The following is a 24648-nucleotide window of genomic DNA, read 5'->3' on the forward strand; positions in this document are numbered from 1 at the left end:
CTCAGATGCCGAAATCGACGTCGAACAGATCGCCGACCTCGCCGCCGGTGGCCGACACCTCTTGCTGGCGCGCCGCCACGAAGCCGTCGAGATCGTCCTCGGCCACCAGCGCGATGTGTTCGGCGGCGTAGCGCGCGTTGCGCACCTTGGCCCACGGGTAGAACAAGCCCAGCGTCAGCACCATGCCGAGCAGGTTCACCGCCATCAGCCGGGCGTAGCTGCCCAGCTCGTAGTCCGCCTGGAAGCGGTTGCCGGCGAGCGCGGTATGGCCGTAGCGCAGATTGGCGAACTTGACGTTGAACCAGGCGAAGGCCGCCAGGTAGGTCGCCGCCATCGCCAGCGCGCCGAGCGGCCCGAACACGAAACCGAGCAGCACGCTCGCCAGCCCGCCGCCGATGAAGATCGCCAGCACGCCGAGGAACATCCAGTAGAAGGCCTTGGCGCCGGCATCGAACTCGAAGCGGCAGGTGCCATAGCGGCTGTTGCCGATGATGAAGCACTGCTGCTTGTGGAAGGCCAGCGGCATCAGCACGCCGAGCGTGATCGCACCAAGCAGCGGCCACAGCAGGAAGACCATGGCCGCCTCGCCGACCTTGCCGTCGAAACCGAAGCGCACCCCGCGCCAGGCGCTGTTGTGGTTACGGAAGCTGAGACCCTTGACCATGATCCAGGGCAGCGCGGCGAGGAAGAGCAGCATCACCACCACGCTGAGGAAGGGCGACACCAGGTCCGAGCCGGAATACAGCACCAGGAAGACGAAGGCGATGAGCCGACCCTTGAGGATCTTGAGCGGATCGCCGAGGTAGTCGAAGCTGCTGCCGTCCAGCCGGGTGTTGCCGTAGAAGTAGCGCTGGGTGCGCACCTTGGCCCAGGCCGAATAGATGCCGAGGGTGACGATGGTCAGCAGCAGGTTGACGATCCAGATGCGGAAGAACTCGAAACCGTCGCCATGGAATTCGAACGGCAGCGAGCGCGGTTCGGCCTGGCGCGCGGCAGCCGGGCGCACCGCGGCCCCGGCTGGCGGCGCACCGGCGCCCGCCGCTGCCGGCGCCGCCTCCGGGCGCGGCCGCGCGATCACGATGGTCTGGGCCGACGGGTCGATGGCGTCCGCCGCAACGGACGCCGCCGCGGCCGTGCGCGGCACCACCACCGTCACCGCCTCCGGCGCGCTGCGCGCGGCGTCCTCGGGCCGGACGACCATGGTCGGGGAGACGTTGTCCCCTGCCGCGGGTGCCGGGCGCGGTACCACCTGGGTCACCGCAGCCGAAGCCGCCAGCGCCGGATCCACCGCAGCCGGTGCTGCGGACGACGACATGTACTGCTGCACCGCCGGCGCCTCGACGCTGACCACCGCACCGATGCCCGCCAGCGTCGCGCGGTAGCGGTCGGCCTCGTCGCGGTTCAGGCCCTTCTTGAGCACCACCTTGGGATGCAGGAACAGCTGCTCGAGCTTGTCCGCCCCCAGTCCGAACATCCGGCCGAAGCCTTCCTTGACCTGTTCCTGGCTGTATCCATCGAGGATCTCGCCCCGAAACACCACTGCATAGACCGCTTCCGACATCGACGCCTCCCTTGGGCCCCGTACTTTTCGATCGACTCCGGCCGCAAGCTCGCGCCGCCCCTGAACTGGCGCGATTTTCGACCGGTCTGCGCGGGCATGATAGATGCAATGTTGCGGTGCTCCAACCGCCGCGCGCGGCGCAGGGCGGATCGCCCGCCACCGCCCTGCCCGGATGCGGCGTCCGACCCGATCTGCTACCGTTCGGCCCCAGCCCGCCGGTCCCCTCCGGCCCGGCCGCATGCCTCGTTCGCACCGCCAACCGCAGGACACACGATGAATTTCGCCCTTACCGCCCCCGACGACGCGCTCCGCGCGCGGCTCCAGCAACGCATCGACCGCAAGACCAAGCCGGTGGGCGCGCTCGGCCGGCTGGAGGCGCTGGCGCTGCAGATCGGCCTCGTCCAGCAGACCGAGACCCCGGCATTGCACCAGCCGCACATCCTGGTGTTCGCCGGCGACCACGGTGCCGCGCGCGCCGGCGTGTCGGCCTATCCGCAGGACGTGACCTGGCAGATGGTGGAGAACTTCCTCGCCGGCGGCGCCGCGATCAATGTCTTCTGCCGCCAGATGGAACTCGGCCTCACCGTGGTCGATGCCGGCGTGAACCACGACTTCGGCAAGCGGCCCGGCCTGATCGACGCCAAGATCGCCCCCGGCACCGCCAACTACCTCGAGGCGCCGGCGATGAGCGCCGCCGAGCGCGACGCGGCGCTCGCCCGCGGCCGCGAACTCGCCCATGCGCTCGCCGCCAACGGCTGCAACGCGGTCGGCTTCGGCGAAATGGGCATAGGCAACACCGCCTCCGCCTCGCTCATCACGCACTGCCTGGTCGGCGAGGCCAAAGGCGCCGACCTCGCCACCATCACCGGGCGCGGCACCGGGCTGGACGATGCCGGCCTCGCCCGCAAGCGCGCGCTGCTGGAACAGGCGCTGACGCGCGGCGGCCGCCCCACCGATCCGCTGGCGGTGCTGGCCGAATACGGCGGCTTCGAGATCGCGATGATGGCCGGCGCCATGCTGGGCGCTGCGGAGAAGGGCATGCTGCTGCTGATCGACGGTTTCATCGTCAGCTCGGCGCTGCTCGCCGCCCACGCCATCGCGCCGCAGATCCTGCCCTACTGCGTGTTCGCCCACCGCTCGCGCGAGCCCGGCCACAGCGTGCAGCTCGCAGCACTCGGCGTCGAACCCCTGATGGAGCTCGACCTGCGCCTGGGCGAAGGCACCGGCGCCGCGCTCGCCTGGCCGCTGGTGCAGGCGGCGGTGAATTTCCTCAACGAGATGGCCAGCTTCGAGTCGGCCGGCGTCAGCGACAAGGCCTGACGACCCCGCGCGCCGCATGCGCCACCAGCTCGAACTCCTCTTCACCGCCTTCGGCTACTTCACCCGTCTGCCGGTGCCGGCCTGGGTGCCGTGGTCGTCGGAGCGGCTGGCCGCGTCCGCGCGCTACTTCCCGCTGGTCGGCTGGGCGGTCGGCTCGCTGGCCGCCGCCGGCTACGCGCTGTGCGCACTGCTGCTGCCACCAACGGTGGCGGTGATCCTGGCGCTGGCGCTCGCCATCCGCTTCACCGGCGCCTTCCACGAAGACGGCTGGGCGGACGCCTGCGACGGCCTCGGCGGCGGCTGGGACAAGGCGCAGATCCTGGCGATCATGAAGGACTCGCGCATCGGCAGCTACGGCACCATCGGCCTGGTGCTGATGCTGCTCGCCAAGGTCGCGGCGCTGGTGGAGATCGCCGCCGCCGGCAGCGCTGCGGTGGCGGCGGCGCTGCTCGCCGCTCATCCGCTGTCCCGCCTTGCCGCCACCGCCATCCTGCACCGCCTGCCCTATGCGCGCGCCGACGACAGCTCCAAGGCGCGCCCGCTGGCGCAGCCGCTGGACCGCCCCGGCTTGGCGGTCGCCATCGTCTGCGGGCTCGCCCCGCTCGCCCTGCTGACGCCGCTGCAGGCCGCGGCGGCGCTCGCGGCCTGCGCGCTCGTCAGCGTGGCCGCAGCCCGCCTCTTCCTGCGCCGGCTGGGCGGCTATACCGGCGACCTGCTCGGTGCCACCCAGCAGGCAGCCGAACTCGCCACCTACCTCGCCATCCTCAGCGCATGGAACTTCACCTGATCCGCCACCCCAAGCCCGACGTGCCGCCCGGCATCTGCTACGGGCAGAGCGACGTCGGCCTGGCCGAACCGGCGGCGACCGTCGCCGCCCGGCTGCGCCCGCTGCTGCCGGTCCGCTTCGACCTGCACGCCAGCCCGCTGCAACGCGCCCGGCTGCTGGCCGACGCACTCGGCCGGCCGCGGCTCGATGCGCGCCTGAAGGAGATCCACTTCGGCGACTGGGAGGGGCAGCTCTTCGCCGAGATCGGCACCGCGCTCGACGAATGGGCGGCCGATCCGATGGGCTTTCGCGCTCCCGGCGGCGAATCGGCGCGCGAAATGGCCAATCGCGTGCTGCACTGGCTCGACGCCCTGCTCGCCACCCAACCGCAGCAGCCTGTGGTGGTGGTGGCCCACGGCGGGCCTTTGCGCGCCATCGCCGGCCATCTGCTCGGCCTGCCCGCCGAGCGCTGGCTGGCGCTCGACTTCGAATGCGGCCACGTCACCCGGCTGGACGTCGAAAGCTGGGGCGTCGTGCTCAAGTGGTTCAACCGCTAGCGCATCGTCCGCCGGGCGTGAAGCGCCGCGACACCTGCCTTCGTGGGATAATCGCGGACTTTTCAACACGCTAGCGCGCCTGCCGATGCCCCAGTCCGCCTCCACGCCCACCACCCTGCCCGATTTCGCCCGTGGCCGCGTCCTCGTCGTCGGCGACGTGATGCTCGACCGCTACTGGCACGGCTCGACCACGCGCATCTCGCCGGAAGCGCCGGTGCCGGTGGTCAAGGTCGAGGGCGACGAATTCCGTGCCGGCGGCGCCGGCAACGTCGCGCTCAACGCCGCCTCGCTCGGCGCCGGTGCCGAACTGGTCGGTCTGGTGGGCCGCGACGAAGCCGCCCGCCTGCTGCGCGAACGGCTGGAGGCCGGCGGCGTGGTCTGCCGCCTGCAGGAGGCGCCGCAACACCCCACCATCACCAAGCTGCGCATCATCAGCCGTCACCAGCAGCTGATCCGGCTCGACTTCGAGGACAACTTCGCCGTGCTCGAATGCGCCGGCATCGAGGAAGCCTTCGAGGCGGCGCTGCCCGCGAGCGGCGCGGTGGTCCTGTCCGACTACGGCAAGGGCACGCTGGCCCAGGTCGGCAGCCTGATCCGGGTGGCGCGCGAACGCCGGGTGCCCGTCGTGGTCGACCCCAAGGGCACCGATTTCGGCCGCTATTGCGGCGCCACCGTGATCACCCCCAACCTCGCCGAGTTCGAGGCGGTGGTCGGCCACTGCGCCGACGAAACCACCCTGGTGGCACGCGGCGAGGCGCTGCGCGACGCGCTCGACCTCGACGCCCTGCTGGTGACCCGCTCCGAGCGCGGCATGACCCTGCTCGAACGCGGCCACGCGCCGCTCAACCTGCCGACCCGCGCGCGCGACGTGTTCGACGTCACCGGCGCCGGCGACACCGTGGTCGCGGTACTGGGCGCCGGCCTGGCCTGCGGCCTGCCGCTGGCCGAAGCCACCGCGCTCGCCAATGTCGCCGCCGGCGTGGTGGTCGGCAAGCTCGGCACCGCCACCGTGAGCGCCGGCGAACTCAACGAAGCCCTGCGCGCGGCCTGACCCGGCGCGACGCACCGACGCACTGCAAGAGGAGTCCAAGATGATCATCGTTACCGGCGGCGCCGGCTTCATCGGCAGCAACATCGTGCAGGGGCTCAACGCCCGCGGCATCACCGACATCCTGGTGGTCGACGACCTGCGCGACGGCCGCAAATGCCTCAACCTGGCCGATGCCGACATCCGCGACTACATGGACATGGACGACTTTCTCCTCCGCCTCCAGGCTGGCGAGGATTTCGGCAAGGTCGACGCGGTGTTCCACGAAGGCGCCTGCTCCTCCACCACCGAGTGGGACGGCCGCTTCGTGATGCGGGTCAACTACGAGTACACCAAGGCCCTGCTGGCCTGGTGCGTGGCGCGCAAGGTGCCGCTGATCTACGCCTCGTCGGCCTCGGTGTACGGCATGGGCCCGGTCTTCCGCGAAGCGCGCGAGTTCGAGCAGCCGCTCAACATGTACGCCTATTCCAAGTTCCTGTTCGACTGCCATCTGCGCGCCCAGCAGGGCATCGACAGCCAGGTGGTGGGCCTGCGCTACTTCAACGTCTACGGCCCGCGCGAACAGCACAAGGGCTCGATGGCGAGCGTCGCCTTCCACTTCAACAACCAGCTCCACGAATCCGGCCGGGTGCGGCTGTTCGAAGGTTCCGACGGCTACGGTCCGGGCGAACAGCGGCGCGACTTCATCCATGTCGACGACATCGTCGCGGTCAACCTGTGGCTGATGGACAACCCGCAGGTGTCGGGCATCTTCAACCTCGGCACCGGCCGCGCGCAGAGCTTCAACGACGTCGCCCGTGCCGCGATCAAGTGGTTCCGCGCCCAGGGCGACGATGCCACCCGCGAGCGTGGCGGCATCGACTACATCCCCTTCCCGGACCACCTCAAGGGACGCTACCAGAGCTTCACCGAAGCCGACATGAGCGCGCTGCGCGCCGCCGGCTACGACCGCCCGTTCATGGACGTCGAGACCGGCGTGCCCGCCTATCTCGGCTGGCTGGCCGGCCGCGGCCAGGACAAGCGTTGAGCCAGGCCCGCAAGATCCTGGTCGTCGGCCCTTCCTGGGTCGGCGACATGGTGATGGCGCAAAGCCTGTTCGCGCTGCTCCAGCGCGGCGGCCCCAACGCGCCCGAAACCACCATAGACGTGCTCGCGCCGGCCTGGTCGCTGCCCATCCTGGCGCGCATGCCGGAAGTCCGCCGCGGCGTGGTGATGCCGATCGGCCACGGCGAATTCGGGCTGGGCGTGCGCTGGAGGCTCGGCCGCGAACTCGCCGCCGAAGGCTACGATCAGGCCATCGTGCTGCCGAATTCGCTGAAGTCGGCGCTGGTGCCCTTTTTCGCCCGCATCCCGCGCCGCACCGGCTTCGTCGGCGAGCTGCGCTACGGCCTGCTCAACGACGCCCGTCGCCTCGACGAAGCCGCCCTGCCGATGACGGTGCAGCGCTTCGTCGCGCTGGGCCGTCCGGCCGGTTCGCCGCTGCCGGAACCCTTCCCGCTGCCGCGGCTCGCCGCCGATGCCGCCAACCAGGCCGGCCTGCGCGAACGTCTCGGACTGGCCACCGACCGCCCGGCAGTGGTGTTCATGCCCGGCGCCGAATACGGTCCGGCCAAGCAGTGGCCGCTGCCGCACTTCGCCGCGCTGGGGCGCGAACTGGTCGGCCGCGGCTACCAGGTGTGGGTCACCGGTTCGCCCAAGGACAAGGCCGCTGCCGAAGCGATCTGCGCCGACAACCCGGGCGTGATCGACCTCGCCGGCCGCACCCAGCTCGGCGACGCGGTCGACCTGCTGGGGCTGGCGGAAGCCGCTGTCACCAACGATTCCGGCCTGATGCATGTGGCCGCCGCGCTGGGCGTGCCGCTGGTGGCGATCTATGGCTCGTCGAGCCCGGAACACACGCCGCCGCTGTCGGACAAGGTGGCGATCCGCAACCTGCGCCTCGACTGCTCCCCCTGTTTCCAGCGTACCTGCCCGCTCGGCCACACCCGCTGCCTGACCGACATCACGCCGGCCAGCGTGCTGGCCGCGCTCGAAGGCCTGGGTGCCGGCGCACGCCGCATCGCGGCGCACGGAGCCTGAGCGCCGGATGCGGGTACTCGTCATCAAGACCTCGTCGCTGGGCGATGTCATCCACACCCTGCCGGCGCTGACCGACGCCGCGCGCGTCTTCCCCGACATCCGCTTCGACTGGGTAGTGGAAGAACCCTTCGCCGAGATCCCGGCCTGGCACCCGGCGGTGGACCGCGTCATCCCGGTCGCCGTGCGGCGCTGGCGCAAGCATCCCTGGCACGCCCGCAAGAGCGGCGAATGGCACGCCTTCCGCCATGCCATGGGGGACACCGAGTACGACGCGGTGATCGACGCCCAGGGCCTGCTCAAGAGCGCCTGGCTCAGCCGCTACGCGCGCTCGCCGGTGCACGGCCTGGGCTTCGGCTCGGCGCGCGAAGCGGCCGCCAGCCTGTTCTACCGCCACCGCCACAACGTGCCCTGGGGCCGCCATGCGGTACGGCGGGTGCGCGAACTGTTCGCGCTGGCGCTGGGCTATACGCTGGGAGAAGACGCCGATGCCACCGGCAGCTACGGTCTCGACCGCACCCGCCTGCTCGCCAGCACCGCCTATCAGCCCGACCGCTCACGTCCCTACCTGGTGTTCCTGCACGGCACCACCTGGCCCACCAAGCACTGGCCGGAGCCCTACTGGCGCCAGCTTGCCGAACTCGCCGTCGCCCACGGCTGGCAGGTGCGCCTGCCGTGGGGCAGCGCGGCCGAAGGCGAGCGTGCCCAGCGCCTGGCAGCCGGCCTGGGCGACGTCCGTGTGCTGCCGCGGCTCACGCTTACCGACATCGCCGCCGAACTCGCCGGCGCCGCGGCCTGCGTGGCGGTGGATACCGGCCTCGGCCACCTCGCCGCCGCGCTCGAAATTCCCACCGTGTCGCTGTTCGGCCCTACCAACCTGGGCTATACCGGTGCCTGGGGCCGCCGCCAGCTCCACCTCGCCGCCGACTTCCCATGCTCGCCCTGCCTCAAGCGGCATTGCGACTTCAAGCCGACCGCCGGGGATCGACAGCGCTTCGAGCTCGACCTCCATCCGGAGCAGCCGCCCTGCTTCACCCGTCTGCCGCCGGCACGGGTCTGGTCGGTGCTGGAAACCATGCTTGCCCAAGCCGCCAAATCTGGATCAGCCGCCTGATGCAACTCGCCTTCTGCCTGTACAAGTACTTCCCCTACGGCGGCCTGCAGCGCGACTTCCTGCGCATTGCCCTCACCTGCCAGGCGCGCGGCCACGCCATCCGCGTCTATGCGCTGGAATGGCAGGGCGAGGTGCCGCCCGGCTTCGAGCTGGTCAGAGTGCCGGTGACGTCCTACGCCAACCATCGCCGCTATGCCAAGTTCACCCGCTGGGTGGAGGCCGACATCGCGCAGCGGCCGGTGGACCGCGTCGTCGGTTTCAACAAGATGCCGGGGCTGGACGTCTATTACGCGGCCGATCCCTGCTTCGAGCACAAGGCGCGCACGCTGCGCAAGCCGCTCTACCGCTACAGTCCGCGCTATCGGCATTTCGCCGCCTACGAGCACGCGGTATTCGCGCCCGAAGGCAGGACCGAGATCCTGATGATCTCGACCACCCAGCAGCCGCTCTTCGCCAAGTACTACGGCACCCCGGCACGGCGCTTCCACCTGCTGCCGCCCGGCATCGCACCCGACCGCCGCGCGCCGCCGGACGCCGCCGCACGCCGCGCGGCGGCACGTGCCAGGTTCGCCACCGAGTTCGGCCTGCAGGACGGCGAGCTGCTGCTGGTGCAGATCGGCTCGGACTTTCCGCGCAAGGGCCTGGACCGCAGCATCGCAGCGCTGGCTACGCTGCCGGAGCCGCTCAAGCGCCGCACCCGGCTGGTGGCGATCGGCGCCGACGACCCCGGCCCCTTCCTCGACCAGGCCCGCAAGCTCGGCATGGGCGAGCGCGTCTTCATCCCCGGCGGCCGTGACGACGTACCCGACTTCCTGCTCGGCGCCGACGCGCTGCTGCACCCGGCCCGCCACGAGAACACCGGCACCGTGCTGCTCGAAGCCCTGGTGGCCGGCCTGCCGGTGATCGCGACCGCCACCTGCGGCTACGCCCACTACATCGACGATGCAGACGCCGGTCTGATCGTGCCCGAACCCTTCGTGCAGGCCTCGCTGGACGAGGCGCTGGCCCGCCTGCTGAGCGACGCCGACGCGCGCAGCCACTGGCAGCGCAATGCGCTGGCCTTTGCCGACAGCGCCGACCTCTACAGCCTGCCCGAGCGCGCGGCAGACATCATCCTGGGCCGGCGCGGATGAACAGGCTGGTGCTCACCCCGCCGCTGTCCACGCTGTGGGCCGAGCGCGACGCCTTCGCCGCGGCGGCAGAACTCGCCCGCGATGCCGCCACAGGCAGCGTGGTGCGCGATCTCGAAGGCCGCCGTACGCTGCGCTTCGAAATCGGCGGCCGCGGCTACTACCTCAAGCACCAGAGCGGCATCGGATGGGGCCGCATCCTCGAGGAACTGATCCACCTGCGCCGCCCTGTGCTCGGCGCCGGCAACGAATGGCTGGCGATCCAGACCTGCCATGCGCTCGGCGTGCCGACCATGACCGCCATCGCCTACGGCGAACGCGGCCGCGGCCCGGCACGGCGCGAGTCCTTCCTCGTCACCGCAGCGATCGAACCGGCGGTGGACCTCGACGTCCACACCCGCGACTGGCGCAATGTACCGCCGCCGCTTGCCCACAAGCGCGCCCTGATCGCGGCGGTCGCCGACATCGCCCGCCGCCTCCACGAAGGCGGCATGAACCACCGCGACTTCTACCTCTGCCACTTCCTGTTGCGCACCGATGGCGGGCTGTCCGGCGCGCCGCAGCTCGCGCTGATCGACCTGCACCGCGCCCAGATGCGTCCGGCCACACCGCGGCGCTGGCGCGACAAGGATCTGTCTGCGCTGTATTTTTCGGCGCTCGACATCGGCCTGACCCGGCGCGACAAGCTGCGCTTCCTGCGCCACTACTTCCCCGGCCCGCTGCGCGCCACCCTGCAGCGCGAGGCTGCGCTGCTGCGCCATCTGGAACACGAAGCGGCCCGCCTCAAACGTCGCTACGAACGCAAGTTCGCCAACCGCCCGGCGCTGCAACGATGACCGGATGGACGCTCGCCCGCGCCGCGCTGGACGATGCGGCAGCGCAGACCTTCGCTTCGCTGGACGCAGTGTTCGCGCTCGACGGCGAACCGGTGGCGCGCGATCCGCTCAGCCAGGTGCTGCGGGTTGCGGTGGGCAGCCGGCGCTACTACGTCAAGCGCTACCACGGCGCCGGCAAGAATCCGCTGCGACGCTGGCTGGGCCGGCCGCGGGTGCAGGCCGAATGGGAGAACCTGCAGCATTTCGCCGCCTGGGGCATCCCTACCGCCACGCTGGTCGGCTGGGGGCTGGAACGGCAAGGCGGCAGCTTCCGGCGCGGCGCACTGATCACCGCCGAACTGGCGCGCACCACCGACCTCAACCGCATGGCCATGGACAGGGATCCCCGCCTCGCCGATCGCCGCTGGGTCGCCGCGGTGTCGCGTCAACTGGCGGAGATCACCCGCCGCATGCACGCCCGGCGCTTCACCCACAACGATCTGAAATGGCGCAACCTGCTGGTCGACGACGGCGCCGAACCGCGGCTCTACCTGATCGACTGCCCGGCCGGCGAATTCTGGTGGGGGCCCTTCCTGCGCTACCGCATCGTCAAGGACCTGGCCTGCCTCGACAAGGTCGCCAAGTACCACCTCAGCCGCACGCAGCGGCTGCGCTTCTATCTCGACTACGCCGGCAAGGCCCGGCTGGACGCGGGCGACAAGCGCAGGCTGCGACGCATCCTCGGCTTCTTCGAAGGGCGGGAATGATGGTGGACTACTTCGCGCCCGACCTGCGCGCCCTCTTCACCCGCCATCGCCTCGACAGCTTCGCCGCGCTGTGGGCGCTCGAACTCGACAGCGTGGACGCGCCCAACACCGGCCGCGGCGGCTGGAGCAGCGTCAGCCGGCTGGTTCTCGCCGATGCCGAGGGGCGGGAGCACGCCTTCTACCTCAAGCGCCAGATCGACCACCTCAGCCGCAGCCTGTCGAAACCGCTGGGCGAGGCGACCTTCGCCCGCGAGTTCCGCAACATCCTGCGCTACGCAGAAGACGGTGTACCGGCGCTGCAGGCTGCCGTCTTCGGCCAACGGCGCATCGGTGGCAAGGTGTGCGCCATCCTCGTCACCCGCGCGCTCGACGACTACCGGCCGCTCGACGCCTGGCTGCGCGACTGGCCGACCCTGCCGCGCGCCACTCGTCAGGCGCTGATCGCCGCCACCGCCGACCTGGTTCGTCGCCTGCATGCCGCCGGCCACCTGCACAACTGCCTCTACCCCAAGCACGTCTTCCTGCGCGCACCGGGCAGTGCCGGCGACGGCCCGGCCGCCTGCCTGATCGACCTGGAGAAGACGCGCAAGCTGCACTTCGGCCGCGCCGCCCTGGCACGCGACCTCGACACCCTCGACCGCCACAGCAGCGAGCCGAGCACCGGCGAACGGCTGCGCTTCCTGCTGCGCTACCTCGACCAGCCCGCGCTGGACGCCCCAGCCCGCAAGCTGATCCGCCGGCTGCTCGCCCGTCGCCGCAAGAAGGCGGGCCGCTGATGACGACTGCAATGCTCGCCGACACGGCTGCCGGCGATGGCCCGCTGCTCGACGCCGCCGCCCTGCGCGCCGCCGGCCGCAAGCCGCCCACCCCCTTCCGCATCCGCCTCGGCGACGGCAGCGAGCTGCTCGTTCTGCGCCTGCTGCGGGTGCTGCCGGGCAAGCGCGTGGTCGGCGAATGCATGGATGCGGACGGCGCGCGTCGCCTGATCAAGCTCTTCATCGACAAGCACAACGCGCGCCACTGGCAACGCGAACACGAGGGCATCGCGGCGCTGGCTGCCGCCGGCATTCCGACTCCGGCACTGGTGGCCGCGCAGGCGCTGGCCGCCGGCGGCCACGCCTTGCTGACCGACTTCCTCGACGGCGCCGACACCCTGCTCGACGGCTGGCGGCCGCTGGCCGATGCCGCCCCTGGAGATGCCGTCACCACAGCGCTACTGATACCGGCCTTCGCGCTGCTCGGTCGCGTCCACGCCGCCGGGCTCAGCCACGACGACCTCCACTTCGGCAACTTCCTGCGCCACAACGGCCGCCTGCTGCTGATAGACGGCGATGCCGTCCGCCGTCACGGCGCCGGCGTCCTCGCCGAGAAGACCGCGGCGCGCGATCTGGCCATGCTGCTGGCACAGCTGCCGCGCACCTGGGACGGCCACACCGGGCCGCTGCTCGCGGCCTATCGCGGCAGCCATGCTCAGGCGCCCGGCGACGCCGCGCTGGCCCGTGCGCTGAAGGCGGAGCGCGCCTGGCGCCTGCGCGATTACCTCGCCAAGACCGGCCGCGACTGTTCGCTGTTCAAGGTCAGCCGGCGTTTCGACCGCTTCATTGCCGTGGTCCGCGCGCAGGCCGACGGCCTCGCCGCGCTGCTCGCCGACCCCGACCGCCAGATCGACGCCGGCCGGCTGCTCAAGCGCGGCAACACCTGCACCGTGGCCCGGGTGGACGTCGACGGCAGGCCGATGGTGGTCAAGCGCTACAACCTCAAGAGTGCCCGCCATGCCTTGTCGCGGCTGTGGCGTCCGAGCCGCGGCTGGCATTCGTGGCGCGAGGGCCACCGCCTGCGCCTGTTCGGCATTCCCACCCCGGCGCCGCTGGCCTTGGTGGAGGAGCGCTGGGGGCCCTTGCGCGGCCGCGCCTGGCTGGTGAACGATTACTGCGCCGGCACCGACCTGCTGAGCCTGCTCGACCCCGCGGCCGAACCGCCGCCTGCCATCGCCGCGTCGCTGCGCACGCTGTTCGCCACCCTCCATCGCGAGCGCATCAGCCACGGCGACCTCAAGGCCACCAACCTGCTGTGGGACGGCAGCGCGGTCAACCTGATCGATCTCGACGCCATGCGCCAGCATCGCAGCGCCGCCAGCCACGCCCGCGCCTGGCGCCGCGACCGCCACCGCCTGCTGCGCAACTGGCCGCAGGACAGCGCCTTGCAGCACTGGCTGGACGCCGAACTGCCGCCCGCCGCCTGACGCGGTCGTCCGGTATCAGGCGATGTCGGCCTGCGCCTCGTCCTCGCCGCTCATCTCGTCGCGGAACTGCATCGCGTGCAGGCGGGCATAGTGGCCGCCGCCGGCGAGCAGTTCGGCGTGGCTGCCGCGTTCGACGATGCGGCCCTGATCCATCACCATGATCACGTCGGCCTTCTCGATGGTCGATAGCCGGTGCGCGATCACCAGTGTGGTACGCCCGCGCATGGCGCGGTCGAGCGCGGCCTGGATGTGGCGCTCGGATTCGGTGTCGAGCGCCGAGGTGGCCTCGTCGAGAATGAGGATGGGCGCGTCCTTGAGCAGCGCGCGCGCGATCGCCAGGCGCTGGCGCTGGCCGCCCGACAACATCACGCCGTTCTCGCCGACCACGGTGTCGAAACCCTGCGGCAGCCGGTCGATGAATTCGCGCGCATAGGCGGCCTCGGCGGCGGCCTCGATGTCGGCCCGCGGCACCCCGGCGAGATCGCCGTAAGCGATGTTGTCGGCCACGGTGTCGTTGAACAAGGTCACCTGCTGGGTCACCAGCGCGATGTGGCGGCGCAGGTTGCGCAGCGTGTAGTCCTCGACGTCGACGCCGTCGATCAGGATCTGGCCCTGCTCGTGGTGGTAGAAGCGCGGCACCAGGTTGGCGAGCGTGGATTTGCCGCTGCCCGAACGGCCCACCAGCGCCACCATCTGACCGGGTTCGACGCTGAAGGTGACGTCGTCGAGCACCAGGCGGTCGGTGCCTGGGTAGCGAAAGCTCAGCTTGCGCACTTCCAGCCGGCCATCGACCCGTTCGCGCTCCACCGTGCCGCGGTCGGTTTCCGGCGTCTCGTCGAGCTGCTCGAAGATGCTCTCGGCGCCGGCGACGCCGCGCTGGATGGTGGAACTCACCTCGGACAACTGGCGGATGGGCTTGGGCAGCAGGCCCGCGGCGGAGATGTAGGCGACCAGATCGCCCGGAGTGGCGTCGCCGCGCAGCCACAGCACCAGGAACAGCACCACCGCCATCGCGCTATAGGTGACGAACTGCAGCGTCGGCGTGTAGGTGGACGAAGTCTTGACCATGCGCAGCTGCTTGGCGGTGTTGTCCTCGCTCGCGGCGCGGAAACGGCGCGATTCGTAATCCTCGCCGCCGAAGCTTCGCACCACCCGGTAGCCCTGGATGGTCTCCGAGGCGACGTGGGTGAGGTCGCCCATCGCCACCTGGATCTTCTTGGCCTGCTTGCGGAACTTGCGGCTGGCGCTGCCGACCAGCACGCCGATCACCGGGAGGATGGCGACCATCACCAGGGTCAACTTCCAGTTCATCCACAGGAGGTAGCCGAACAGGAAGACCACGGTGAAGCCTTCGCGTATCACCACCTTGATCGCATCGGTCGCGGCGCCGGTCACCATGGTGACGTTGAAGGTGATGCGCGAGATCAGGTGGCCGGAGTTGTGCTGGTCGAAGTAGCGGTTGGGCAGCCTGAGCAGGCTGTCGAACAGGGCCAGGCGCAGGTCCTGCACCAGCCCGAGCGAGACGCGGGCGAGGAAGTAGTTGCCGAGGTAGGAGCCGAAGCCCTGCCAGGTGACGATGAGGATGATCAGCACCGGCACCGCCGTCATCAGCGGCAGGCCTTCCAGCAGCGGCACCGCGGCGAAGGGCGTGGCGCTGGCGTCGTTGAGGCCATCGACGAAATACTTCAGCACGCCGGCCAGCATGGGCTGCGACGAGGCGAAGATGAGGAAACCGACAATGCTGAGCGCGAACTGACCGATGTAGGGGCGCACATAGGTCAGCAGGCGGAGATAGATCTTCAGGCTGGATGCGGTCGGCGCATCGACGGCGGACATGGAACGGTCCCGATCTGAGAAACGGGCGATGCTACCACGCACAGGTTCGCGCCAATGTGGCGGTGCCGCGATAGAATCGCGCCCCATGAAGACGAAGGCACCGATGCGCACGCTGGCACACGAGGACTATCTCAGACTGCGCGAGGGCGCCCGCATCATCGAGGCCGACCGCTACGGCGACAAGGTGCTGCTGCTGCCGGACGACACCTATGTGAAGCTGTTCCGGCGCAAGCGCCTGCTCACCTCGGCAACCTTCTACCCCTACGCCCGCCGCTTCGCCGACAACATCGATGCGCTGGTGCAGCGCGGCGTTCCCTGTCCGACGCTGATCGCGCTCTACCGCATCGCCGCGATCGACCGCGACGCCATCCACTACCGCCCGCTCGCCGGCCGCACCCTGCGCCACATCGTCAAGGACGGCCCGGACGCCGCCGCATCCGAACGCCTGCGCCTGGCGCTGGGCGAATTCGTCGCCCGCCTGCACGGACTCGGCGTGTATTTCCGCTCGCTGCACCTGGGCAACATCGTGCTGACGCCGGACGGCGCGCTCGGCCTGATCGACCTCGCCGACATGAGCCCGCGCCGGCGCAGCCTCGGCCGCCTGCTGCGTACGCGCAACATGAAGCACCTGCTGCGCTACCCCGAGGAAACCGCCTGGCTGTGCGCCGGCGGCAGCTTCTTCTCCGCCTACAACCGCGCCTCCGGCTACCAGCTCTCGCCCTGAGGATGTCGCGATGACCGCTACCCTGCTCTATCTCGTCTACGGCGCCGACACCTACCACCGCGAGGCGGTGTTCAGCATCGCCAGTGCCTTTGCCCGCCTGCGCGAAACGCCGGACGCAGCCCTGGAGATCCGCGTCTGCACCGACGCGCCCGCGCCCTATGAAGGCCTGCCGGTCACGATCATGCCGCTCGACGCCGCGACCCTGCGGCACTGGTGCGAACCGCACGGCTACCACTTCCGTGCCAAGCACGTCGTCCTGCGCGACACGCTCGCCAGCGCCGGGCGCGTGGTGCTGATCGACACCGACACCTTTTTCCACCGCTCGCCGCTGGCGCTGTTCGAGCACGTCCGGCCCGGCACCCTGCTGTGCAACCGCATCGGCGGGCGCTACGGCGCGCAGTCTGAAGCGACGCTCTACCGCACGCTCGCCGCGCGGCTGCAGGCGCGCGGCCTCGCCGCGGACGACATGGCGCTGCTCAACTCCGGCGTGATCGGGCTGGACCGTGCCGACGTCGCGGTACTCGAGCGCTCGCTCGAACTGATGGACGAACTCTTTCCGTTCGCCGAAGGCGCCTACACGCTGGAGGAGTTCGTGCTGGCGGTGGCCCGCGACGAAGCGCGCATGGCACTCGCCGAATGTCCGACCGAAATCCACCACTACTGGAGCCGCAAGCAGATCTTTCGCGCCAAGATCGACGCCTGGCTGGCCAAGCACCGCACTGCGCCGCTCAGCCCGGCCGCGCTGGACGACACCATGGCGGTCACCGACGCACTGCCGCGGCCGCCGCTGCCGACCCGGCTGCGCATCAAGCTGGGCACGGCCTTGCTGCCGGGCGCCCAGCAGCAGTTCGGCCGCGAGCTGCTCTACGGCTGCTACCCTTATGCCAACGAATTCGACCGCGCCTGCGGGCCGGTGTGGTGGGAAAAGGCCGTGACCAACCTGCGCGAGCGCGACAGCGACAGCGGCAGCCCAACCGAACTGACGCGCTGGCTGGACGGACCGGTATTGCGCCGCCTGCTCGGCAGCGACGGGAAGCGGATCCGCAAGCACCTGCACCAGCGCGGGCTCATATGAAGCCCTGGCGATAACTCCTTGAAGCACTCGCAGACTTGCCGGCAGCCGACACATGGCCAACCCTCCGGCAGCGCAAGCACGAGACGAAACCTGATGACAGAACCCGCCACCACCACAGACCCGAACCCGGTCGCCCGCAGCGGCAAGCCTTCGCCACTGCGCCTGCGCACCGCGCAGTGGCTGGAAAGCCGCATCCTGCCGCTCGGCCTGCTGGTGCTGCTCACCGGCATGCTGTGGGCAGAAGAGCGCCCCGAATACCACACCCTGTTCTATGCGCTGGTGGCCTTTCCCGCCTTCCTGCTGCTGCTGATCAAGCGCGACGCCCGCGACGCACTGCTGCGCTCGCCCATCTTCCTCGCCTTCATCGCCTTCGCCGGCTATGTGATGCTCAGCATCGCGTGGTCGGATACCGACAAATCGCTGGGCTCCCTGCTCAAGCGCCCCATGTACCTCCTGTTGCTGTTCGCCGCGACGACGCAGGTCGCGCTGGCGAGCCGGGCGCGGATGAAGACCTTGCTGCAGCTTGCAACCGCCGTCGCCTGCCTGGTCGGTGCGGTATCGCTGGTGCTTTTCGTCGGCGAACAGACCGCCCGTTTCGAAGGCTATCGCGCGCTCTCCAACCCCATCCTCACCGCCCACGTGTTCGGGTTCTTCATGGCGATCTGCATCGCCGCCTGGATCGTGGAGGGCAACGCCGGCCGCCCCTGGAAGGCGATCGCGCTCGCGCTGATCGGTGCCGTCATCCTCGCCACCGCCTCACGCGGCGGGCTGGCCGCAGCAGGCGCCGCCGTCGTCACCGCGGCGGTGCTGGCCGCCAACCGCCGCGGCGCCATGGCCTGCGCTGTCCTGCTCGCCGCTGCGCTGCTGGTGCTGGTGCTGGTGCCCGATGTCTTCACCCAGCGCGGCCTGTCGCTGCGGCCGCAGATCTGGGCGGAAACGATGCGCGAAGTCAGCCTGCGCCCCTGGCTGGGCTACGGCTACGACGCCTACATCATGCTCGAGGTGCCGGGCGTGGCCGAGAAGTTCCCCAACCCGCACAACATGCTGCTGGCCGTGCTGCGGCAGCAGGGCATCGTCGGCCTGGCACTATGGCTGGTGATGTACGCGGCGGCCTTCGTCTCGGCCTGGCGCTACCGGCGCGACCCGGCCGTGCTCATCTGTGCGGTGGCGGTGGCATCCGGGCTGGTCGCCAGCCTTACCGAAGGGATTTCCTACCTGTCGCGGCCAAAGGAGCACTGGTTCCTGGTCTGGATTCCGCTTTCCCTGCTTGCCGCCGCGATCGCCACGCGGAAGACCGATGAGCACGCCGGCTGAGGCCCGCGGCGGCCTCAAGGCCTGGTGGCACCGCCGCTTCGGGCGCAAGCGCACGCCGAAGTTCTACCGCGGCCAGGAGAAGTTCCGCGCCCGCTACCCGGACTACGAGATCGGGCTGGGCACCTACGGCATGCCCCGGGTGCACGACTGGCACGAGGGCAGCACGCTGAAGATCGGCGCCTATTGCTCCATCGCCGACGGCGTGAACATCCTGCTCGGCGGCGGCCATCGTACCGACTGGGTGAGCTGCTATCCCTTTCCCGGCTTCATCGAGGAAGCGCGCCATGTTCCCGACTACGGCGGCACCCGCGGCGACGTGGTGATAGGCAGCGATGTCTGGCTGGGCATGGGCTGCACCATCCTGTCCGGCGTCACCGTCGGCCACGGCGCGGTGGTGGCGGCGCAGGCCGTCGTCACCCGCGATGTCGAACCCTATGCCATCGTCGCCGGCAACCCGGCGCGGGTGGTGCGCTGGCGCTTCGACGAGGCGACCCGCGCGGCGCTGCTGGAAAGCGCATGGTGGAACTGGCCGGAAGCCGAGGTGCGCCGCATTTCGCCGCTGCTGTGCTCGGACCGGCTGGACGACTTCCTCGCCTATGCCCGCCGGCGCGGCAATCAGCCCTTGGCCACGGACGAGAAGGCGTAGCGCAGCAGCCCGCGCACGGTCTTGCCGTTCCAGCCGGACAGCGGCAGCTTGCCGAGCAGCTCGCGCGCGAGCGCCTTGTCGCGGTCGGCCGCCTTCACGAACAGCGAATTGATCAGCCTGTTGCGCACCTGGGCGTAGGCCGGATGGTCGGCGTAATCGGCATAGGTGCGCAACAGGCTGTCGGCCATGAAGCGCAGGTTCTTGTAGGTGTTGGTCGGATGCTTGCGGTACTGCGCCATCAACTTCGGGATACGGTCGATGTAGTAGCCGGCATGGGTGATCCGCAGCCAGATGTACACGTCTTCCAGGCGGATCTCCGGGTTGAAGCCGCCCACCTTTTCCAGCGCCTCCTTGCGGAACATCAGCGTCGCCGTCGGCGGAATGGGCTTGCGGTCGAGGAAGACGTCGTCGAAGTCGATGTGCTGGGGACCGAGGTCGCGCTGCTTCTGCTCGGCATCCGGGTAGGGCGTACCGTCGGCATGGATGAATTCGATGTTGCCGCCGCAGATGCCGACTTCCGGCTTGTCCGCCAGGTAGGCGACCTGGGTCGCGATGCGCCCGGGCAGCATGATGTCGTCCGAACCGAAGGGCGCGATCAGGCTGCCGCGGGCGCGCGCGATCGATTCATTGAGCGTGCGGGTGAGGCCCTTGTTGCGCTGCTCGCGGAAGTCGAAACCGTGCTGTTCCTGCAGGCGGCGGATACGGGCCACGCTGTCGTCGGTAGAACCGTCGTCGATCACCAGCAGCTCGATCTGCGGCCAGCTCTGCGCCAGCACGCTTTCGATCGAAGCCTCGATGTAGGGCGCGTGGTTGTACGAGGCGATGATGACGGTCACCAGCGGCTGGGCGGCGTCCTTGTCCATGGGCAGGGTTCCGGAAGTCAGAAGCGCAGGGCGAGGCGCAGGCTTTCCCACAGGCCGGGCGGCTGCGCCGGGCGCAGCGCCGGATGCAGCGCGGCGGCGATGCGTTGGCCGATGCGCTCGAAGCTGTACTCGCGCTCGACCAGGGCCTGGCCGGCGGCGGCGATGCTTTCGGCCAGCGCCGGCTCGGCGCGCAGGCGGGCGAGCTTGGCCTGCAACTCGTCCACGCTGCGGTAGAGCACGAGGTTCTTCATGTCCTCGAAGCCGAGCGCGCGATTCTCGGCCTCGCCCTGGTCGTAGGCGAAGAGCACGCAGCCGCAGGCCATGGCTTCGAAGTTCTTGATCATGTACTCGCCCATGCCGACGTCGGCGCTGACGAAGAAGCGGATGCGGTTGAGCATCGCGCAGTAGTCGGCGCCGGATTCGGTGCGCACCGTCATCAGCGGCTCGCGGCGGCCGATCTCGTCCAGCATCGCCTTGCGCTCGCGATAGATGCCGCTCTTGGTGCTGCCGACGAAGCCGAGCTCGATGTCGCGCGCACTGCCGAGATTGCGCAGCAGGGTCTGGTCGTAGCCCTTGGGCACGAACACCGCGTCGGTGCCCTCGGCACGCAGCTTCTGCGTCACCTGGTAACCGGAACACAGCACCCGCGCCGCCGGCAGGCGGTGGTAGTGCGCGCTGAACTTGCCGCGGTATTTGCACGGGAAGTAGTTCTGCCAGGCGTCATGCTCGAGGATGACGAGCTTGGGCACGCCACGGATGAAAGCGACCTGGCGGATCTCCTTCTTGAAGCGCAGGAAGAACACGATGCGCTCATAGCGCGCCGTGTCGACCTGCTCGCGGAAGTAGCGCCGCAGGTCGGCCTGATCCTCGTCGGTGAGCCAGCGCAGATCGCAGTCGGTATGCGCGGCGACGGCCTCGTAGAGGCGGTCGAGGATGACGCGCTGGTCCTTCTGCACCAGGAAGAGGATCTTCATCGGGACTCCGTCAGAGCGCATTCGTCAGCGCTGCAAAACCGTCCGCCGACACCTGCCAGGCCGGCTCGCGGGCAATGCGCGGGTAGTCGGCGAAGGTCTCGGGCGCCAGCTGCTTCCAGTCGCGCCCCTTCCACACCAGGAAATGCACATAGGGGAAGGCACGCCCGCTGCAGCGGTCGTTGGTCAGCACGCCTTGGCGCCAGAACCAGCGTGCCGGGAAGTTGCGGCTGCCGTCCACCCACGCCACCTTGGCGTCCGGCGTGCTGTAGGCCTCGACGAACTCGGCGCGGCGGTACCAGGGGTTGAGCAGCCAGGTCAGGCGCGCGAGCGCATCCGGCCAGTTCTTGCGGCGGATGAAGATGCGGCTGAAGGCGCCCTCGTCCAGGCCCTCGTGGCGACCGTTGGCGAGCCGGGTTCGCCAGTCCTTCATGCGGAAGAACAGTTCGCGCAGCTCGGCGGTGTTGCGCAGGATGCAGCAGTGGCCGGAGATGCGGCGGGCGTGGGTAGAGAACACGTCCTTCTTCGCCAGCCGCTCGGCGGTGAAGTAGGCGCGCAGGTCGCCGAACACCAGGTCGAGATCGCCGAAGGCCCAGAAGTCGTAGCCGGCCAGCTCGACCTCGTGGATGTAGCCGAGCGCCGGCTTGAGGTCGCACAGCTTGTAGGGATTGGCCGGGTGGAAGTCGATGCCGAGGCGCGCCGACACCCGGTCGCAGTAGTCCGTGTAGGACGTGGCGACGACACGCACATTGGGCGGGCAATCCGGCAACTCTCCGCAGTCGGAGAACAACAGCCAGTCCACCGTCGGATTGGCGCGGCAGCCGGCGAGGAAGAAGGGCATCCAGAACGGCCACTTGCCGAAATACGGGATGACGAAGCAGATGCTGGGCGCCGCGCCGGCCTGACTCATGCGCCCACGACCTCGCCCAGCGCGGCCCGTACCATGGGCAGCGCAAAAAAGCGCCGGCGCGCGGCCTCGTCGGAAAAGTGCGCGCGCAGGCGGGCCAGACTGCGCCCGGCTACCTCGGCGCGCGCCGCCTCGCTCCAGCCGGCGTGCTCCGTCAGCAGACCGGCGAGCGCGGCGGCGTCGCCAAGCGCGAAGAGCTTGCCGACATCGCCCACCACCTCGGGCGCGCCGCCGCAGTCGGTGGCGACCACCGGCACGCCGGCGGCCATCGCCTCCAGCAGCACCATGCCGAAGGGCTCGTGGTCGGAACTGAGCGCGAACAGGTCGAAGGCGGAGAAGGCCCGGCGCGCCTCCGGCACCTGGCCGAGGAAGCGCACCGCGTCGGCGATGCCGAGTTCGACGGCCTGCGCCTTGAGCTTGTCTTCCAGCCGCCCCTTGCCGAGGATGACCAGCAGCGCGCCGGCGGGCAGCGAGCCCCGCGCACGCGCGAAGGCGCGCAACAGTGTGGCCTGATCCTTGTCCGGATGCAGGCGGCCTACGTTGCCGATCACATAGGCGTCCTGCGGCAGGCCGAGGCGCTCACGCGCCGCCGCGCGCGGCAGTACTTCGGTGCGCACCGCGTCGACGTCGATCCGGTTGTGCAGGGTTTCGATGCGGTCCGCCGGCCACGACGGCACACCGCGGCGGATGTCGTCGCGGATTGCGTCGGACACGCCGAGCAGGCCGAGACGTTTGCCGAACCAGCGCGCGAACAGCTGGTGCGACAGCCGCTCGTAGTCGCCGAAGGCGTGATGCACGCCGATCACCGGCAATTTCGTCGCCCAGCACGAGATGAAGATGGGCTTGAAGCGGTGCGCCAGGATCATGCGCACGTCGCGCGCGGCGACGATCTCGCGCAGCCGGCGCATCGCGTCGAGCTTGAGGCCGCGCACATCCTTGCCGTCGTAGTCGAGGTAGATCACCTCGTCCGAGGCCGACAGCGCGGTCACCTCGTCGCTGGGCGGGTCGGTCAGGTAGACCGTGGTGACCTTGTAGGGCGTGTCGCGGAACAGCACCGCGTACTGCCGCGCCACATCGGCAAAGGGGCCGTAGTGGCAGTGGCAGAACTGCAGGATGCGGGGCTCAGCCAAGGCTGGCCTCCGCGGCGCCGGCCTCCAGCTGCACGCCCGGCTTGACCACCAGGATGTCTTCCATGATCAGGTACTCGAGGTCCGAGCCGTAGAACATGTTGAGCGCATCGGTGGGCGAGCAGATCATCGGTTCGCCGCGGCGGTTGAGCGAGGTGTTGAGCGCCACGCCGTTGCCGGTGAGCTTTTCGAGTTCGACCATGAGGTCGTAGTAGCGCGGGTTGTATTCGCGCTTCAACACCTGGGCGCGGGCGGTGCCGTCCTCGTGCACCACTTCCGGCACGCGCGTCTTCCACTCCTCGGCAACCTCGAAGGTGAAGGTCATGAAGGGCGCGGGATGCGCGGTCTGCAGCATCTGCGGGCCGACGCGGTCGAGCATGCTCGGGCAGAACGGCCGCCAGCGCTCACGGAACTTGATCTGCTCGTTGATGCGGTCGGCCACGCCCGGCGCGCTGGGGCAGCCGAGGATGGAGCGCCCGCCGAGCGCGCGCGGACCGAACTCCATGCGGCCCTGGAACCAGGCCACCGGATTGCCGTCGGCGAGGATCCTGGCGATGCGCTGCGGCACGTCATCGACCTTGTGCCACTGCGGCCGCGCCGGATGCTTGGCGCAGGCGGCGATCACGTCCTCGTTGCTGTAGCTGGGGCCGAGGTAGACGTGCTCCATCTTCTCCACCGCCACGCCGCGCGCTTCCGACACCCAGGACGCGGCGCCGACCGCGGTGCCGGAGTCGCCGGAAGCCGGCTGCACGAACAGCTCCTTCACTTCCGGGCGGGCGATGATCTTCTGGTTGAGCTTGACGTTGAGCGCACCGCCGCCGGCGAAGGCGAGCTTGCCGGTCTCGCGCAGGATGTCGCCGAGGTAGTAATCCATCATCTGCAGCGCGAGATCCTCGAACAGCTTCTGCATGCTCGCGGCGTAATGGATGTAGGGGTCGTCGGCAATGTCGCCCTCGCGCTTGGGGCCGAGCCAGTCGATCAGCTTGGGCGAGAAGTAATAGCCCTTGCCCTTTTCCTTGTAGCGGCGGAAACCGATCACGTTGGCGTAGTCGGTGTTGATCACCAGTTCGCCGTTCTCGAACTTGGCCAAACGCGAGAAATCGTATTTCTCCGCATCGCCGTAGGGCGCCATGCCCATCACCTTGTACTCGCCGTCGAGCATCTCGAAGCCGAGGTATTCGGTGAGCGCGCCGTACAGGCCGCCGAGCGAATCCGGGTCGTAGAACTCCTTGATCTTGTGGATCTTGCCGTTCTCGCCCCAGCCGAAGAAGGTGGTGGCGTATTCGCCCTTGCCGTCGATACCCATGATCGCCGTCTTCTGCTTGAAGCCGGACAGGTGATAGGCGCTGGAGGCGTGGGCGAGGTGGTGTTCGACCGGGACGATCTCGACCTTCTTCAGGTCGAAGCCGAGCTGCTGCAGGCACCACTCGATGCGGCGCTTGTAGCGGTAGTAGCGGCGGTTGCCGGCGAAAATGGCGTCCAGCCCGCGGTCGGGCGCGTACCAGTAGCGCTTGGCGTAGTGCCAGCGCGCCTTCTCGGCGATGCTGATGGGCGCGAACGGGATCGCGACCACGTCCACGTCCTTGGGCTTGATGCCGGCGAAATCGAGACAGAAGCGCGCCGCCTCGTAGGGCATGCGGTTCTTGGCGTGCTTGTCGCGCACGAAGCGTTCTTCTTCCGCCGCGGCGACGAGCTTGCCGTCGATGTAGAGCGCGGCGGAGGGGTCGTGGGTGAGCGCGCCGGAAAGGCCGAGTATGGTCAATGCCACTGGAAAACCTCAGGATCGGGA

At 69.6% G+C, this 24648-nt stretch carries 23 protein-coding genes; 16 read left to right on the forward strand and 7 right to left on the reverse strand.

Annotated features, from left to right (window positions below; translation table 11 throughout):
* Nucleotide 1 precedes the first annotated feature (1 nt).
* Nucleotides 2-1561, reverse strand: a complete 1560-nt coding sequence (locus CJ010_RS21615; protein ID WP_141019962.1) for a DUF898 family protein — start codon at nt 1559-1561, stop codon at nt 2-4.
* 273 nt (nt 1562-1834) lie between these two features.
* On the opposite strand from CJ010_RS21615, the gene cobT reads away from it, so the two are divergent.
* From cobT to CJ010_RS21675, 12 genes are all read left to right on the forward strand, one after another.
* The gene (gene cobT, locus CJ010_RS21620; protein WP_141019963.1) at nt 1835-2881 is read left to right on the forward strand and encodes a nicotinate-nucleotide--dimethylbenzimidazole phosphoribosyltransferase; all 1047 of its coding nucleotides are present in this window, start codon (nt 1835-1837) and stop codon (nt 2879-2881) included.
* A 16-nt stretch (nt 2882-2897) separates the two neighbouring features.
* Nucleotides 2898-3668 carry an adenosylcobinamide-GDP ribazoletransferase gene (locus tag CJ010_RS21625; protein ID WP_141019964.1) on the forward strand — a complete coding sequence of 257 codons (771 nt, stop codon included), beginning with the start codon at nt 2898-2900 and terminating at the stop codon, nt 3666-3668.
* A complete protein-coding gene (cobC, locus tag CJ010_RS21630) occupies nt 3653-4204 on the forward strand; it encodes an alpha-ribazole phosphatase family protein (protein WP_141019965.1) in 552 nt (183 codons plus the stop codon). The genes CJ010_RS21625 and cobC overlap by 16 nt, the downstream gene beginning before the upstream one ends.
* Nucleotides 4205-4289: 85 nt before the next feature.
* Nucleotides 4290-5255, forward strand: a complete 966-nt coding sequence (gene rfaE1 / locus CJ010_RS21635; RefSeq protein WP_141019966.1) for a D-glycero-beta-D-manno-heptose-7-phosphate kinase — start codon at nt 4290-4292, stop codon at nt 5253-5255.
* Nucleotides 5256-5295: 40 nt separating this feature from the next.
* Nucleotides 5296-6279 carry an ADP-glyceromanno-heptose 6-epimerase gene (rfaD, locus tag CJ010_RS21640; RefSeq protein ID WP_141019967.1) on the forward strand — a complete coding sequence of 328 codons (984 nt, stop codon included), beginning with the start codon at nt 5296-5298 and terminating at the stop codon, nt 6277-6279.
* A complete protein-coding gene (gene waaF / locus CJ010_RS21645) occupies nt 6276-7331 on the forward strand; it encodes a lipopolysaccharide heptosyltransferase II (protein WP_141019968.1) in 1056 nt (351 codons plus the stop codon). The genes rfaD and waaF overlap by 4 nt, the downstream gene beginning before the upstream one ends.
* A gap of 7 nt (nt 7332-7338) precedes the next feature.
* A complete protein-coding gene (waaC, locus tag CJ010_RS21650) occupies nt 7339-8442 on the forward strand; it encodes a lipopolysaccharide heptosyltransferase I (protein WP_141019969.1) in 1104 nt (367 codons plus the stop codon).
* Nucleotides 8442-9575, forward strand: a complete 1134-nt coding sequence (locus CJ010_RS21655; RefSeq protein WP_141019970.1) for a glycosyltransferase family 4 protein — start codon at nt 8442-8444, stop codon at nt 9573-9575. The genes waaC and CJ010_RS21655 overlap by 1 nt, the downstream gene beginning before the upstream one ends.
* Complete coding sequence (rfaP, locus tag CJ010_RS21660) at nt 9572-10408, forward strand: lipopolysaccharide core heptose(I) kinase RfaP (RefSeq protein WP_141019971.1); 837 nt, start codon at nt 9572-9574, stop codon at nt 10406-10408. The genes CJ010_RS21655 and rfaP overlap by 4 nt, the downstream gene beginning before the upstream one ends.
* Nucleotides 10405-11154, forward strand: coding sequence for a lipopolysaccharide kinase InaA family protein (locus tag CJ010_RS21665; protein WP_141019972.1), 750 nt, complete (start codon nt 10405-10407; stop codon nt 11152-11154). The genes rfaP and CJ010_RS21665 overlap by 4 nt, the downstream gene beginning before the upstream one ends.
* A complete protein-coding gene (locus CJ010_RS21670) occupies nt 11151-11930 on the forward strand; it encodes a lipopolysaccharide kinase InaA family protein (protein ID WP_205754838.1) in 780 nt (259 codons plus the stop codon). Before CJ010_RS21665 ends, CJ010_RS21670 begins: the two co-directional genes overlap by 4 nt.
* The gene (locus CJ010_RS21675) at nt 11930-13396 is read left to right on the forward strand and encodes a lipopolysaccharide kinase InaA family protein (protein WP_141019973.1); all 1467 of its coding nucleotides are present in this window, start codon (nt 11930-11932) and stop codon (nt 13394-13396) included. Before CJ010_RS21670 ends, CJ010_RS21675 begins: the two co-directional genes overlap by 1 nt.
* Nucleotides 13397-13411: 15 nt before the next feature.
* Here CJ010_RS21675 and msbA read toward each other — a convergent pair whose 3' ends face one another.
* Nucleotides 13412-15232, reverse strand: a complete 1821-nt coding sequence (gene msbA / locus CJ010_RS21680) for a lipid A export permease/ATP-binding protein MsbA (RefSeq protein WP_141019974.1) — start codon at nt 15230-15232, stop codon at nt 13412-13414.
* An 85-nt stretch (nt 15233-15317) separates the two neighbouring features.
* Between msbA and CJ010_RS21685 the strand changes: the two genes are divergently transcribed.
* The 4 genes from CJ010_RS21685 (at nt 15318) to CJ010_RS25660 (ending at nt 18991) form a co-directional block, all read left to right on the forward strand.
* On the forward strand, nt 15318-15956 hold the full coding sequence (locus CJ010_RS21685) for a lipopolysaccharide kinase InaA family protein (RefSeq protein WP_205754839.1): 639 nt from the start codon (nt 15318-15320) through the stop codon (nt 15954-15956).
* Between the two features lie 10 nt (nt 15957-15966).
* Nucleotides 15967-17031, forward strand: coding sequence for a hypothetical protein (locus tag CJ010_RS21690; protein WP_141019975.1), 1065 nt, complete (start codon nt 15967-15969; stop codon nt 17029-17031).
* Nucleotides 17032-17124: 93 nt separating this feature from the next.
* Nucleotides 17125-18345, forward strand: a complete 1221-nt coding sequence (locus CJ010_RS21695) for an O-antigen ligase (protein ID WP_141019976.1) — start codon at nt 17125-17127, stop codon at nt 18343-18345.
* On the forward strand, nt 18329-18991 hold the full coding sequence (locus tag CJ010_RS25660) for a CatB-related O-acetyltransferase (protein WP_141019977.1): 663 nt from the start codon (nt 18329-18331) through the stop codon (nt 18989-18991). Before CJ010_RS21695 ends, CJ010_RS25660 begins: the two co-directional genes overlap by 17 nt.
* On the opposite strand, the gene CJ010_RS21705 is transcribed toward CJ010_RS25660, so the two are convergent.
* The 5 genes from CJ010_RS21705 to CJ010_RS21725 are packed head-to-tail and all read right to left on the reverse strand — an operon-like array spanning nt 18961 to nt 24627.
* Nucleotides 18961-19854, reverse strand: a complete 894-nt coding sequence (locus CJ010_RS21705) for a glycosyltransferase (protein WP_141019978.1) — start codon at nt 19852-19854, stop codon at nt 18961-18963. The two genes, CJ010_RS25660 and CJ010_RS21705, sit on opposite strands and share 31 nt — an antisense overlap.
* A gap of 17 nt (nt 19855-19871) precedes the next feature.
* A complete protein-coding gene (locus CJ010_RS21710; RefSeq protein ID WP_141019979.1) occupies nt 19872-20828 on the reverse strand; it encodes a glycosyltransferase in 957 nt (318 codons plus the stop codon).
* Nucleotides 20829-20838: 10 nt separating this feature from the next.
* Nucleotides 20839-21735, reverse strand: a complete 897-nt coding sequence (locus CJ010_RS21715) for a DUF6625 family protein (protein WP_141019980.1) — start codon at nt 21733-21735, stop codon at nt 20839-20841.
* Nucleotides 21732-22862 (reverse strand): glycosyltransferase, encoded by a 1131-nt coding sequence (locus tag CJ010_RS21720; RefSeq protein ID WP_141019981.1) that lies wholly within the window; start codon nt 22860-22862, stop codon nt 21732-21734. The genes CJ010_RS21715 and CJ010_RS21720 overlap by 4 nt, the downstream gene beginning before the upstream one ends.
* Nucleotides 22855-24627, reverse strand: coding sequence for a carbamoyltransferase (locus tag CJ010_RS21725; RefSeq protein ID WP_141019982.1), 1773 nt, complete (start codon nt 24625-24627; stop codon nt 22855-22857). Before CJ010_RS21725 ends, CJ010_RS21720 begins: the two co-directional genes overlap by 8 nt.
* Nucleotides 24628-24648: the final 21 nt, after the last annotated feature.

This window comes from Azoarcus sp. DD4, assembly GCF_006496635.1.
Lineage (GTDB): Bacteria > Pseudomonadota > Gammaproteobacteria > Burkholderiales > Rhodocyclaceae > Azoarcus.

Coding starts and splice junctions, on each gene's coding strand:
- CJ010_RS21615 (WP_141019962.1), bottom strand. CDS start 1,561: ATGTCGGAAGCGGTCTATGCAGTGGTGTTTCGGGGCGAGATCCTCGAT.
- cobC (WP_141019965.1), top strand. CDS start 3,653: ATGGAACTTCACCTGATCCGCCACCCCAAGCCCGACGTGCCGCCCGGC.
- CJ010_RS25660 (WP_141019977.1), top strand. CDS start 18,329: ATGAGCACGCCGGCTGAGGCCCGCGGCGGCCTCAAGGCCTGGTGGCAC.
- CJ010_RS21625 (WP_141019964.1), top strand. CDS start 2,898: ATGCGCCACCAGCTCGAACTCCTCTTCACCGCCTTCGGCTACTTCACC.
- CJ010_RS21715 (WP_141019980.1), bottom strand. CDS start 21,735: ATGAGTCAGGCCGGCGCGGCGCCCAGCATCTGCTTCGTCATCCCGTAT.
- CJ010_RS21665 (WP_141019972.1), top strand. CDS start 10,405: ATGACCGGATGGACGCTCGCCCGCGCCGCGCTGGACGATGCGGCAGCG.
- CJ010_RS21670 (WP_205754838.1), top strand. CDS start 11,151: ATGATGGTGGACTACTTCGCGCCCGACCTGCGCGCCCTCTTCACCCGC.
- CJ010_RS21710 (WP_141019979.1), bottom strand. CDS start 20,828: ATGAAGATCCTCTTCCTGGTGCAGAAGGACCAGCGCGTCATCCTCGAC.
- CJ010_RS21675 (WP_141019973.1), top strand. CDS start 11,930: ATGACGACTGCAATGCTCGCCGACACGGCTGCCGGCGATGGCCCGCTG.
- rfaE1 (WP_141019966.1), top strand. CDS start 4,290: ATGCCCCAGTCCGCCTCCACGCCCACCACCCTGCCCGATTTCGCCCGT.
- waaC (WP_141019969.1), top strand. CDS start 7,339: ATGCGGGTACTCGTCATCAAGACCTCGTCGCTGGGCGATGTCATCCAC.
- msbA (WP_141019974.1), bottom strand. CDS start 15,232: ATGTCCGCCGTCGATGCGCCGACCGCATCCAGCCTGAAGATCTATCTC.
- cobT (WP_141019963.1), top strand. CDS start 1,835: ATGAATTTCGCCCTTACCGCCCCCGACGACGCGCTCCGCGCGCGGCTC.
- CJ010_RS21705 (WP_141019978.1), bottom strand. CDS start 19,854: ATGGACAAGGACGCCGCCCAGCCGCTGGTGACCGTCATCATCGCCTCG.
- rfaD (WP_141019967.1), top strand. CDS start 5,296: ATGATCATCGTTACCGGCGGCGCCGGCTTCATCGGCAGCAACATCGTG.
- CJ010_RS21695 (WP_141019976.1), top strand. CDS start 17,125: ATGACAGAACCCGCCACCACCACAGACCCGAACCCGGTCGCCCGCAGC.
- CJ010_RS21690 (WP_141019975.1), top strand. CDS start 15,967: ATGACCGCTACCCTGCTCTATCTCGTCTACGGCGCCGACACCTACCAC.
- CJ010_RS21655 (WP_141019970.1), top strand. CDS start 8,442: ATGCAACTCGCCTTCTGCCTGTACAAGTACTTCCCCTACGGCGGCCTG.
- rfaP (WP_141019971.1), top strand. CDS start 9,572: ATGAACAGGCTGGTGCTCACCCCGCCGCTGTCCACGCTGTGGGCCGAG.
- CJ010_RS21685 (WP_205754839.1), top strand. CDS start 15,318: ATGAAGACGAAGGCACCGATGCGCACGCTGGCACACGAGGACTATCTC.